The sequence below is a fragment of the Cupriavidus lacunae genome (genome assembly GCF_003353055.1).
Classification (GTDB): Bacteria; Pseudomonadota; Gammaproteobacteria; order Burkholderiales; family Burkholderiaceae; genus Cupriavidus; species Cupriavidus lacunae.
In genome coordinates, this window is sequence record NZ_QKWJ01000091.1 from 17,518 (window position 1) to 30,140 (window position 12,623).

Here is a 12,623-nt window from a genome sequence, read left to right on the forward strand (position 1 = left end):
CCGACCATGTCCAATCCCCGCATTGCGATTCTCGGCTTTGCCATTGAATCGAACCGTTTTGCTCCAGTGTCCACGCGCGCAGACTTCGTGTCGCGGGCTTATCTTGCCGGAGACGCGCTGCTGTCGGATGCCCGCGCGCCGGCGCCAGCCATGACGCCGGAGATCCCCGCCTTTGTCCGCCGCATGGATGCCGGCGGGCAGTGGCAGCCCGTCCCGATCCTGTTCGCCAATGCAGAGTCGGGCGGCCCGGTCGACCACGCCTTCTTCATGGAGACGCTCGCCATCTTTGAACGGGAATTGCGCACCGCGCTGCCGCTCGATGCCGTCTACATTTGCGAGCACGGTGCCGCCATCACCACCGAAGAGGATGATCCCGATGGCCTGGTCTTCGGGATGGTGAGGTCCATCGTCGGATCGACGGTGCCGATCGTCGCCACCGTCGACCTGCATGCCAATGTGTCCGATCGCATGGTCGACGCGGTGGATACGCTGATCTCCTATCGCCGTAATCCGCATACCGACATGGCCGAGCGCGGCACGGATACGGCTGACGTGCTGATCGAGCTGATGCAAGGCGCGCGGTTTTGCGTCGCGCATGTGCGCATGCCGGTTTGTGCGCCCCCGACCCAGCTATTGACCGCGCCCGGCACCGGACCATACGCCGACATGATCGAGCAAGCGGAGGCACTGACCGACCCGCGCATCGTCAATATATCGGTGGTGGGCGGCTTTGCCTTCGGCGACACCCCGAAGAACGGCATGACGGTCATCGTCACGACCCGCGGTGACGCCGACTTCGCCATGCAGACTGCCCACGATCTGGTGATGCCAGCGTGGACTGGCCGTGCTGCGTTCACGCCCGAGCTGACGTCTCTTGACGAGGCGGTCGCGCTGGCCAAGGCCGCTGGCGATGACCGCGAGCAGCCGCCCGTACTGCTTGCCGATGTGGCGGACAACCCCGGCGGCGGCGGGCGCGGCAATACCCCCTTCCTGCTGCAGGCCTTGTTGCGCGCCGGCGTGCGGGATGCCGTGCTCGGTGTGGTCACGGATCCTGAGCTCAGCGCGCAGGCCCATGCCCTCGGCGTGGGCGCCGAGTTTACCGCCCACTTCAATCGCGGCGAGAGCACGGCCTACTCCGAAGCCTTCAGCGCACCCGCCACGGTACTGCGGTTGCACGCTGGCCAGGGCGTGGGGCGACGAGGGCAACTGGCCGGGTGCAGCTTCAACCTGGGCCCGTCGGCCCTGCTCCAGGTGGGAGGCGTGAAGGTGGTGGTGATCACCAATCGCCATCAATGCCACGAGCCGGCCTTCTTCGAGATGTTCGGCATCGATATCGCGCAAGCGCGCACGGTGGTGGTGAAATCGCGAGGCCATTTCCGCGCGGCATTCGATGAGTTCTTTGCTCCAGCGCAGATTTTCAGCATCGATGCCCCGGGGCTGACATCCCCGGTGTTATCCCGTTTCAACTTCCAGCGCCTGCCGCGCCCCGTGGCCCCGCTCGATGCCATGACCGACTGGACGCCGCATATCCGGCTCTTGCGCAAGCATCGCGCGCCCCAGTGAACCCATTGCCAATCCAGCCAGACATGTCCACATCCTTCGATACACTCGACTCCCTCGATACCCCGGCAGCCGTCATCGACCTGGCGCGCATGCAACGCAACATCGACCGGATGCAGCAGCGCATGAACGCATTGGGCGTGCGCTTCCGCCCCCACGTCAAGACTTCCAAATGCAGGCCCGTCGTGCGCGCCCAGCTTGCGGCCGGTGCGCAAGGCATCACGGTGTCCACGCTGAAGGAAGCCGAGTATTTCTTTGCTGAAGGCGTGACCGACATCGTCTATGCCGTCGGCATGGCGGCGCATCGGCTGCCGCAGGCGCTCGCGTTGCGGCGGCGCGGGTGCGACCTGAAGGTGCTGACCGACAGCGTCGCTTCGGCGCACGCGATTGCGGCGTTCGGCCGCGCCAACGGCGAGGTGTTCGATGTGCTGATCGAAGTCGACACGGACGGCCACCGCTCAGGGATCCGGCCCGACGATCCCGTGCTGCTGGAGGTGGGTCATATTCTGCAAGCGGGCGGCATGCGCCTGGCGGGGGTGCTGACCCATGCCGGCTCGAGCTACGAGCTGAACACGCCCGAGGCACTGACTGCGCTGGCCGAGCAGGAACGCGCCGGCTGCGTGGGCGCCGCCGAGCGTTTGCGCGCCGCGGACCTGCCTTGCCCGGTTGTCAGCGTTGGCTCCACGCCGACAGCGCTTGCCGCCGCGCATCTCGAAGGGATCACCGAAGTGCGCGCGGGCGTGTATGTGTTCTTCGACCTGGTGATGCATAACGTGGGCGTCTGCACCACCGACGACCTGGCGCTGAGCGTGCTGGCCACGGTGATTGGCCATCAGGTCGACAAAGGCTGGGCAATCGTGGACGCCGGCTGGATGGCGATGAGCCGCGATCGCGGTACCCAGAAGCAGCAGCGCGACTATGGCTACGGGCAGGTCTGCGCCATGGACGGCACGGTGCTCCCCGGGTACGTGATGAGCCAGGCCAACCAGGAGCACGGGATCGTGTCATGCGAGGGCGCGCCAGACCGGGACATTACCGAGATCTTCCCTCTGGGCACGCGGCTGCGCATCCTTCCGAACCATGCCTGTGCCACGGGTGCGCAGTTCCCCGAGTATCGGGCGCTTTCCGCTGACGGCCTGTTGGCGGCGTGGGAGCGTTTGTATGGCTGGTAAGGCGCGCCAGTGCTCGCGCGTGGGTCTGCCGGAAGCGTGCGGGGTTCTTCTACAATGGCGGGCATCGGTCCGCAGCAACGGACGTCCAGAGAAGAATTTCCATGCCAGCAGAAAAGAAGAAAGCCGTCAGGAAGCCCGCCGCCAGCATGCCGCACAATGCGCTGAGTGCCATCGTGACGCGTATCGCCAGCATCCGCGACACGCTGGGGGCCACCGGGCAGCGTATTGTGGACTTCATCGCCAGCCATCCCGAGGAGGTGGTCCATATGTCAGTCAGTGAAGTGGCTGATCGCACCGGGGCCAGCGAGGGGAGCGTGGTCGGCGTATGCAAGACGCTCGGCGCGACAGGCTTTCAGCAGCTGAAGATCGCGCTCGCGCAGGAAATCGTGCGGCCGGTACAGCTGATCCACGAAGACCTGGAACCCAGCGACAATGCGGCCACGGTGGTGCGCAAGATTTTCCAGAGCAACGTGCAGACGCTGCACGAGACGCAGTCGGCCCTCGATGTCGGCGCGCTCGAACGGGCGGTGCGTATCCTGAAGAAGGCAAAGCGCATCGAGATCTATGGCATCGGCAGCGCAGCCCCCATCGCGGAGGACGCGCACTACCGGATGATCCGTATCGGCCTCAACGCCAAAGCCGTGGTCGATTCGCATGTGCAGGTCATCAGCGCATCGCTGACCGGGCCGGATGTCGCGGTATTGACGATTTCCCATTCCGGCAGCACGCATGAGACCGTAACGGCGACACGGCTGGCCAAGGAAGCCGGAGCGCACACCATCTGCATCACCAATTTCGGAAAATCACCGCTTCAGGCTTTCTCCGACGTGGTGCTGCTGACCATGGCGCGCGAAACGCAGTTCCGCACGGAAGCCATGACCAGCCGCCTGGCGCAGCTGGCGATCATCGATGTGTTGATCGCCTGCCTGTCCCTGACCGACTACGAGCACGCGGTCAAGACGATTCGCCACACCTTCGAGATACTGTCGCTCAAGCGCTATTGAGCCTGGATTCCAGAGCCTTCCGGCCGGAACACCATGTACCAAGCAGTTGCGCCGGGGTCTGCGCGTCAGCGCCAGGCCCCGTGCCGAGGAGCAGAAATGGCATGCCCAGCGCGAGAGCGCCCACGGCATCGGTCGCGGGGTTGTCGCCGATCATCAGCGCCTGCGCCGGTCTTGCCTGCAAGCGCCGCAGTCCTTCCCGGAACAGGGCGGCAGATGGCTTGCCGATGATGCACTCAGGCCGCACCTCGGCGCAGGCCGTCAGCGCAGCCAGCAACGTACCGGTTTCGGGCACACACGTGCCGTTGTCGCCGGGATGGCTGAGATCGGGATTCGTGACAACGAGCCGGGCACCCGCGCGCAGCACATTCGCCGCCAGCGAAAGCTTGTCGTAGTCGAAATGCGGGTCGCGCGCCAGCAGCACCACGTCAGGGTCTTGCTCGACCAGCCGGCAGCCCACCCGCGTCGCGTAGCGGCGCAGTGTCTGGCTGCCCAGCAAGAGCACGCGCGCATCGGGAGAAGTGCGCCACAGCCAGTTCACAGTCATTTCGCCGGCGAGCACCAGCTGCGCCGGCGCTATCGCCAGACCCATGCGGCGCAGCTTGCGCGACAAGCCCGCTGCCGTGTCGGTCGAATTGTTCGACACGATGGCGTAGCGGCCCTGCAATGCCTCTAGCAGTGCGGCCGCGCCCGGCAATGCCGCACCGTTGCGGATCAGCGTGCCGTCGAGGTCGAGGATGTAACGCCATGGCGCTGCGCGCCAGGGTGGCAGTTCGGGCTCCGGCATGCCGACAACCTCGGCCGCACGTTGGTCGGAAAGACATTGCCTGGTGATCGTCATGCATAAACCCAATTGAATTGAACATTGCTCATTCTACAATCACATTTGATTGAGTGGTGTTCATTCAATTGTCATGTGGCGTGACTAGGATTCGTGTTGCTCCACCCCCAACCATGCGACACGGAACCCACCATGAAAACTTTGTGCACAAGATGTCTGGCTGCCATGGCCGGCGTTGTGATGACCATAGCGCTCGCCGGCTGCGGCGGCGGCGAGGACTCCGCCTCCACGGCAACGCAAGCGCAGCCGGCATCGGTACAAGCGGATGCCAACGCGAAAAAGCCGGCGGACACGCTGCACTGCGCCCCCTGATACCCCGCCTGTACTTCCTTCGCCCTTCGCCCTTCGCCCTTCGCCCTTCGCCCTTCGCCAGCAGGTCAGCCACATGAAATCCAACGACAGACGAAATTTTCTCCGCGCCGCCACCCAAGCCATGGGCGCCGCGGCCACGCTCACCGTGCTGCCGCCCAGCATCCGCCGCGCGCTCGCCGTGCCCGCCGCGGTAGAGACCGGCACCATCAAGGACGTCAAGCACATCGTCATCCTGATGCAGGAAAACCGCGCCTTCAATCACTACTTCGGCACCATGAGCGGGGTACGCGGCTTCGGTGACCGTTTCCCGATTCCGCTCGAAAGCGGCAAGCCCGTCTGGTACCAGTCGGACGGCACCAAGGAGATCCCGCCGTTCCACCTGGACAAGCAGACCATGAACGCGCTGTTGATGCCGAGCACGCCGCACTCTTACTCGGATGCGCAGGCTGCCTGGAACCAGGGAAAGTTCGGCATGTGGCCCAAGTACAAGAAGCCGTACTCGATGGGCTACTACAAGCGTGACGACATCCCCTTCCAGTTCGCGCTGGCCGAAGCCTTCACGATCTGCGACGCCTACCACTGCTCGATCACCACCGGCACGGACCCGAACCGCATCGTTTTCTTCTCCGGTTCCAACTTCAATCCGGACCTGCGCGCGAGCGGCATTAACTCCACCGACACAGACTCCGAGCCGAACAACCTGCGCTGCTGGATCAAGGGCGCGCTGCCGACGCCGGGCTACACCTATGCCGGCTCGTCCTTCCGCTGGCCGACGATTCCCGATGTCCTGCAAAAGGCCGGTATCACCTGGCGCATCTACCAGAACCCGAACGACAACTGGACCGGCGCAATGCACGGTGGCCTGGCGTTCGACAGTTTCCGCTCGGCGCAGCCAGACTCGCCGATGTACAAGCAGGGCATGAGCCTGTGGACCATCGAGGACCTGCAGCGCGACGTGAAGAACGACACGCTGCCCGAGGTGGTGTGGGTACTGCCGACGCAGTTGCAGTCCGAGCACCCCGGCGCGCCATCGAGCCCCCAGCACGGCGGCAACTTCACCGCACAGGTGCTCAATGCGCTGACCTCGAACCCGGAGGTCTGGAGCAAGACAGTCTTCTTCCAGACCTTCGACGAGAACGACGGCCTGTTCGATCACGTGCCGCCGCCCGCCGTGCCCTCCTACAACCTGGACGGCACGCTTGCAGGCAAGTCCACGTTGCCGCTGGAGGGCGAGTATTTCTCCGATCCGGCGCGCAAGTACCTGCACCCCGAGGACACCATCAGCGGCAACGTGCGCCCGTGGGGGCTGGGACCGCGCGTGCCGATGTACGTGGTATCGCCATGGAGCAAGGGCGGCTGGGTGAATTCGCAGACGTTCGACCATACCTCGGTGGGACGCTTCCTCGAACAGCGCTTCGGCATCACCATTCCCGGCATCAGTCCATGGCACCGCGCCGTCTCTGGCGACCTCACCTCGGCTTTCGACTTCGCCACGCCTAACGACCCGAAGTTCCCGGCGCTGCCGGACACCAGCGACTACGCAACCATCGAAGCCCAGCAGAAATCCATGCCGGCGCCGATGCCGCCCGCCACGCCGCAGCCGCTGTTCCAGGAAAGCGGAACCCGCTTCTCGCGCGCCCTGCCCTATGAGCTGCACACCAGCGCGCGCGTCGACAGTGCCGGCCGCAGCGTGACGCTGCTGTTCGCCAACAGCGGCGCACAGGGCGCGGTGCTCCACGTCTACGACAAGCTGCACCTGGACCGCATTCCGCGGCGCTACACCGTGGAAGCGGACAAGTCCTTGTCGGACGCGTGGGACGTCGTCGCGGACAACGGCAAGTACGACCTGTGGGTGCTCGGGCCGAACGGCTTCGTCCGGCATTTCACCGGGACCGTGGCCGGCAGCGGTGCGCAGCCTGAGTGCCAGGTGTGCTACGACCTGCAGAACGGACAGCTGTACCTGCACATGCGCAACAGCGGCAACGCGGCATGCACCGTGACCGTGAAGGCCAACGCCTATCGGAACGACGGGCCATGGACGCTGACCGTACCCGCGGGCGGCGAGGTCGTGGAGCAGCGCTGGTCGCTGGAGAGGAGTGCCCGATGGTACGACTTCAGCATCGAGCGCGCGGACGACGCGAGCTACCTGCGGCGTTTCGCCGGCCGTCTTGAAACCGGCAAGGACAGCGTCAGCGATCCGGCGATGGCCATGCCAGGAGCCTGACCGCTGTCGCTTAGCGGACGCTTGAACGACTGAGCGGGTGGCCTGCACGGATGCAGGCCACTTCGCATTCGCCGCCATCGAGGGCGGCCATACCACCTACCGAGGGAAAGGACCCTATCATCATGAACCGCAAGTTCCGCATCAGCGCCCTACCGGTGATCGCCATCGCCTGCGCCGGTCTGTTCAGCAGCGCAACCGTGTTGGCTCAGGCGCAACACGATGGCAGCGCGGCCAGGCCGTTGCGCGTCGTCCTGATTCCTGCCGACGGCGGCACCGAAGATGGCACGAAGAATGATTTCGAACCGATCTTCGGCGCCATCAGCCAGGCCACCGGCCTGAAGTTCGACATCAAGATCGGGCAGAGCTATGGCGCGGTCGTCGAAGCGATGTGCAACGGCGCCGCCGATATCGCCTGGTATGGCCCGGCGAGCTATCTGCAGGCGCGCGCCCGCGGCTGTGCGGAGCTGCTCGCGCTGGCCGTGCGCGATGGCGCATCGGTGTACTACTCGGGCATTTTCGCCCGCACCGATGCGGGCATCGACCGGATCGCGGACCTGAAGGGCAAGAGGATCGCGTTGGGCGATGTGAACTCGACGTCGAGCTTCAATGTGCCCGTTGCCATGATGCTTGCATCCGGTGTCCGGCCGGCAAGCGACGCCGCCATGATCAGCATGGCCGGCAGCCACGCCAATGTGCTCAAGGCGTTGGCCGAAGGCCTGGTGGATGCGGGCGGTGCCTCGTTCGACTCCTTCGAAAAGGCCGCCAACGCCAGGGCCATCGATCCCGCCAGGGTCAAGGTGGTGGCCAAGAGTGCGCCGATCCCCTATCCCCCGCTGGCCATGCATCCGAAACTGAGCGACGCGGTAAAGGCCAGGTTGCGCGATGCCTTCAATAACATCAGCAAGTTGCCGGGCATCAGCAAGGATCAGATCCGCGGCTATGGCGGCAGCAAGGTCGACGGCTATACCTCCAAGGTGAGCGAAGCCGACATGGCCGCCGCCGGCAAGATGTTCGATCTGGTGACCGACCAGGTCAAGACTGACATCATCAGGAAGGCCGGGGCGCGCTGATGATCGACTTCCATAGCGTTTCCAAGGTCTGGCCCGATGGTACTGCGGCCTTGTTCGACATCAACCTGTCGGTGCCGCGCGGGCAATTCTGCGTGGTGCTCGGACCTTCGGGCGCGGGCAAATCGACGCTGCTGCGCGCCGTCAACGGCCTGATGAGGCCAAGCGCGGGGGGCGTGGCAGTCGACGGCATCGAACTGACCCGCGCCACCGAGCGCCAGTTGCGCCGCCGGGTTGCCATGATCCATCAGCATTTCAACCTGACTCCGCGCATGAGCGTTGCGCGCAACGTGCTGGCCGGCGTGTTGCCGGAGGTATCGGCGTGGCGAGCGCTGCTGGGCTGGTTTGAGCCCCGGCATCGCGCTCGCGCGTGTGCCTTGCTGGCCGGCGTGGGCCTTGAGCCGGCGCACTTGCCGCGCCGCGCCGGCGCACTCTCGGGCGGGCAACAGCAGCGCGTGGGCATCGCCCGCGCCTTTATGCTCGACCCGGAAGTCATCCTGGCGGACGAGCCGGTCGCCAGCCTGGACCCTCGCATCTCCCGCGACATCCTGACCCTGATCCGGGACGCCGCACGGGCCTGCAACAGCGCTGTCCTCTGCAGCCTGCACCAACTTGACCTGGCGCGCGAATTCGGCGACCGCATTGTCGGGATGCGCAGCGGCCGCATCGTGTTCGACGGAACACCCGCCAATTTCACGGATGAGGTGGTCGAGCGGTTGTATGGGGGCGTCAGCTGGGAAGAAGCCGCTCCCTCCTCCGGGACCTCGCTACCGCTTGCCGCATGAAGGACTCCGCCTTGAACAAACCTGCCTATCCAGCCATGCCCGGCACGCAAGCCGACTGGAAACTCGACCAACCTTACAGTGCGCGCCATTTGCTGATCGTACTGGCTTTGCTGGCGGCCTTGCTCTATACCGGCCAGCGCACCGAAATGGACCGCATGGTCGCCATGACCGGGCAAGCCGTGGGCAACCTGCTTGGCTTGAGCCCTGACTCACAGGTGGTGCGCGGCCTGTCGCGCGTGGCCGAGTCGATGTGGCCACCGGCGCTTGGCGAAAGGGAAGAAGTGGCGCGCTTGCCCGGGCTCGATCGCCGGCGTCTGCCCATGCTCTCCCATATCGAAATCCAGGAGAACCGCGAACAGCACCTGGATCCGCAATCGCTGAAATGGGAAACCAGGCTGGAGCGCACCGAGTACCTGGTCAGGCCGATGGGTTATTTGTGGACCGTCCTTGTGAAGATGGTGGAGACCGTGGAGATCGCTATCTGGGGCACCTTGCTGTCTGTCCTGCTGTCGATGCCGCTGGCCTGCCTCGCCGCACGCAACTACACCCCGAACCGGTTCACCTACACGCTGGCACGGGGCTCGATCAGCCTGTTGCGGTCGGCGCCCGAGCTTATCGTCGCACTGTTCCTGGTTTTGGCCTATGGCTTCGGTCCGATCGCCGGCGTGCTGGCGCTGAGCCTGCATGCGGCCGGCTTTCTCGGCAAGTTCTACGCGGAGGATATCGAGCATGCCGATCGCAAGCCACAGGAGGCGCTGGAAGCCATCGGCGCGGGAAAACTCAAGACGCTGTGGTACGCGGTAATGCCGCAGGTACTGCCGCAATACACGGCCTACACCCTCTACATCCTGGATCGGAACGTGCGCATGGCGACTGTCATCGGACTGGTCGGCGCCGGGGGAATCGGACAGGAGCTCAAAGGCCGCTTCGACATGTTCCAGTACGGCCATGTTGCGACCATCCTGATTGCGATCTTTATCGTGGTGTTCCTGCTCGACCAGTTCTCGGCGCGCGTGCGTGCGAAATTGATATGAGTCCATGCGAACGCCGTCTGTGGCAAAAACCGAGGCCAGACTCACCCGCCGAAATCATCGATCGCGCATCCCGGAATACGCGGGCTCATCGCTGCCTGACGAAGCAGGTGGCGCACATGTGAGCGAACTCCATGAGGGTCCATGGCCGCAGAGGATCTGGCACGGACGTTGCGTCAGATGCTGCCGCTGCAAACTGGTTGCAGCCTCAGTGGAGTTTGATCTTTCGGGAGCGTCCGATGAAGAAAGTAGTTGTACGTGGGGCAGCCCTGGCGCTGTCCATTTGCGTACTGGCTTTCAGTGCTGGTACTGCGCAGGCGCAGGCATATCCATCCAAGCCAATCAGACTGGTGGTGCCATTTCCGCCGGCCGGTGCGACGGATGTCCTGGGCAGAGCGATTGCCCAGAAGTTGTCCGAAGGACTGGGTCAGCCAGTGACGGTGGAGAACCGGCCTGGTGCAGGCAGCACCATCGGCGCAGACGTCGTCGCCAAGGCGGCGCACGATGGCTACACTCTGCTACTGGCGTCTGGTTCGCTTGCCATCGCATCCAACCTCTACAGCAAACTCAGCTTCGATATCCTGAAGAGTTTCACCCCGATATCGCTGGTAGGCCATGTACCCCATATGCTGGTCGTGAACCCTTCGGTCCCGGCGAATTCGGTGAAGGAACTGATCGCGCTGGCCAAAGCCAGGCCCGGGCAGTTGAGCGCCGCTTCGCAGGGAAACGGCACGCTGTCGCACCTTGAACTGGAAATGTTCAAGATGTCCACGGGTGTCGACATACTGCATGTCCCTTATAAGGGCAGCAATAACGTCATGTCCGATCTGCTTGCCGGCAATGTCTCGGTGTTCTTCGATAGCGTTCCGTCGTCCATGCCGCTGGTGAAAGCCGGCAAGCTCAAGGCACTGGGGGTGGTCGGGACCAAGCGCCTGCCCACGAGTCCGGATATCCCGACGCTGAGCGAAGCCGGGTTGCCCGGATTCGAAGCCAAGAACTGGTTCGCGCTACTGGCACCGGCCGGCACGCCGAAAGAGATCGTGGAGTTGCTCAACGCGCAGGTGCAAAAGGCCGTTGCATCTCCGGACCTGGTTTCGCAGCTGGCAAGTCAGGGCGTCATCCTGGAAGGTGGCACATCGAAGCAGCTGGCGGCAATGATGCAAAACGACGTGGCAAAGTGGGGCAAAGTCGTAAAAGCCGCAAACGTGCACCTGAACTGAACGCAGCGGACATGCACATGGCATCGGGGACCACGCCGGGTAGCAAATACTCACGGGGATTACCTTTAATCGATCCTGGCACCGGAGCATTTCACGATCCTGGCCCACTTGACCGTCTCGCGGCGGGAGAGGTCCAGGATCATGAGCTGGATGCCACCGCCGATCAGGTCCGTGACGGCCGAAGTCGCCGCGCGATAGGGGCACCTGCAGCATGTTTACGCCCGTCATCCCCTTGAAGAGTTCGACGCCCAGATGCCGTGGTGCCGTTGCCATCCGATCCGAAGGGCCAGCTTGCCCTGACGGGCAGGCCACGCTCTTTCAGGCGCCAGGCGGAGCGCACCAGAGCGGGCCATCTCTATGAAAACGGATTCTCAGTCGTTGCGCGCCAGGCCCGGGGTGGGAGCAGGCATCTTGCGCGCGCGGGCCGCCTGCTCGAAACCATACGCGTATCGGATGAGTTGCGGTTCGCTCCACGGGCGACCGAGAAACTCCAGGCCGACAGGCACGCCGCGCGGGGCCTCCTCGGTGGGAGAAGAGAATCCGGCAGGAACCACCACGGCCGGGAATCCGGTCAGCGAAGCCAGAATGCCGTTGCGTTCTCTTTGGTCATACTCCCCGATCGGCACGGGCAGCCGCTTCTGATGTGGATAGATCATGGCATCGAGGTGGTTCTCCGCCATCACGTTGGCAACCCGGATCTTGAGCGCGTCGATCTTTACCAGCCGGTCCTTGTAATCAGGCTCATTCAGGCCATTCTCGATGCCTTTGGCGGACTGCAGGAATTTGCTCAGGCTCGGATGCGTTTTCCCACTGGCGACGATGTCGTCCAGCGAATGTGCGGGAGCATTGCTTCCGACATCCTTCAGGTACTGGTTCATGACGCTCTTGTATTCGTATTTCTGAACATCGAGCTGGCCGTTCAGCTTGTCGGTATCCAGCTCGGGTGTCGAGACCGGTACGATGACCGCTCCTTTTTTCTTCAGTACGTCGATCGCATGTGCCATGACGCGATTGACTTCCTCGTGATCGGTCCCGGTCCCGAACAGGGATTGCATCACACCGATGCGCACGCCTTTCAGTCCGTTTTTATCCAGGTATGCCGTATAGGTCCCGGGGATATGGCCCCAGCTCATTGCGGTCACCGGATCGGCTTGATCGTACCCCGCCATGACGTCCAGCATGCGGGCGGCATCAGCCACCGAACGCGTGATCGGGCCTGCCTCGTCCTGCGTGAAGGAAACCGGCACAATACCCGAGCGGCTGACCAGTCCAAGCGTAGGCCGAATCGACACTATTGAGATTTACAAAAAACATGACAACGGATTCAGGGCTGGCGCGTTTCATCTCTAACGGGTTGATTGGAGATACGCGCCGTGTCGAAGAAGCCGTTAGACGATGCAACGAAGAAGC

10 protein-coding genes are annotated in these 12,623 nt (G+C 63.8%); 8 read left to right on the top strand and 2 right to left on the bottom strand.

Annotation, left to right across the window (positions count from 1 at the left end; genetic code table 11):
- Positions 1–6 precede the first annotated feature (6 nt).
- From DN412_RS36325 to DN412_RS36335, 3 genes are all read left to right on the top strand, one after another.
- Positions 7–1,563, top strand: a complete 1,557-nt coding sequence (locus tag DN412_RS36325) for a M81 family metallopeptidase (protein ID WP_115215972.1) — start codon at positions 7–9, stop codon at positions 1,561–1,563.
- A 23-nt stretch (positions 1,564–1,586) separates the two neighbouring features.
- Positions 1,587–2,732 carry a DSD1 family PLP-dependent enzyme gene (locus DN412_RS36330; protein WP_115215965.1) on the top strand — a complete coding sequence of 382 codons (1,146 nt, stop codon included), beginning with the start codon at positions 1,587–1,589 and terminating at the stop codon, positions 2,730–2,732.
- Between the two features lie 170 nt (positions 2,733–2,902).
- A complete protein-coding gene (locus tag DN412_RS36335) occupies positions 2,903–3,736 on the top strand; it encodes a MurR/RpiR family transcriptional regulator (RefSeq protein ID WP_115215973.1) in 834 nt (277 codons plus the stop codon).
- Here the strand turns inward: DN412_RS36335 and DN412_RS36340 are convergent.
- A complete protein-coding gene (locus DN412_RS36340; protein WP_115215974.1) occupies positions 3,723–4,520 on the bottom strand; it encodes an HAD-IIA family hydrolase in 798 nt (265 codons plus the stop codon). The genes DN412_RS36335 and DN412_RS36340 overlap by 14 nt on opposite strands.
- 439 nt (positions 4,521–4,959) lie before the next feature.
- Between DN412_RS36340 and DN412_RS36345 the strand changes: the two genes are divergently transcribed.
- The 5 genes from DN412_RS36345 to DN412_RS36365 all read left to right on the top strand — a co-directional run bounded on the left by DN412_RS36345 (position 4,960) and on the right by DN412_RS36365 (position 11,213).
- Positions 4,960–7,110, top strand: a complete 2,151-nt coding sequence (locus tag DN412_RS36345; protein ID WP_115215966.1) for a phosphocholine-specific phospholipase C — start codon at positions 4,960–4,962, stop codon at positions 7,108–7,110.
- A gap of 122 nt (positions 7,111–7,232) precedes the next feature.
- Complete coding sequence (locus DN412_RS36350; RefSeq protein WP_115215967.1) at positions 7,233–8,180, top strand: phosphate/phosphite/phosphonate ABC transporter substrate-binding protein; 948 nt, start codon at positions 7,233–7,235, stop codon at positions 8,178–8,180.
- A complete protein-coding gene (gene phnC / locus DN412_RS36355) occupies positions 8,180–8,962 on the top strand; it encodes a phosphonate ABC transporter ATP-binding protein (RefSeq protein WP_115215968.1) in 783 nt (260 codons plus the stop codon). The genes DN412_RS36350 and phnC overlap by 1 nt, the downstream gene beginning before the upstream one ends.
- A gap of 11 nt (positions 8,963–8,973) precedes the next feature.
- The gene (gene phnE, locus DN412_RS36360) at positions 8,974–9,996 is read left to right on the top strand and encodes a phosphonate ABC transporter, permease protein PhnE (RefSeq protein ID WP_244222962.1); all 1,023 of its coding nucleotides are present in this window, start codon (positions 8,974–8,976) and stop codon (positions 9,994–9,996) included.
- 236 nt (positions 9,997–10,232) lie between these two features.
- Positions 10,233–11,213 carry a Bug family tripartite tricarboxylate transporter substrate binding protein gene (locus DN412_RS36365; RefSeq protein ID WP_115215970.1) on the top strand — a complete coding sequence of 327 codons (981 nt, stop codon included), beginning with the start codon at positions 10,233–10,235 and terminating at the stop codon, positions 11,211–11,213.
- A gap of 371 nt (positions 11,214–11,584) precedes the next feature.
- Here DN412_RS36365 and DN412_RS36375 read toward each other — a convergent pair whose 3' ends face one another.
- Positions 11,585–12,505, bottom strand: coding sequence for an amidase family protein (locus DN412_RS36375; RefSeq protein WP_161564099.1), 921 nt, complete (start codon positions 12,503–12,505; stop codon positions 11,585–11,587).
- Between the last annotated feature and the right edge of the window lie 118 nt (positions 12,506–12,623).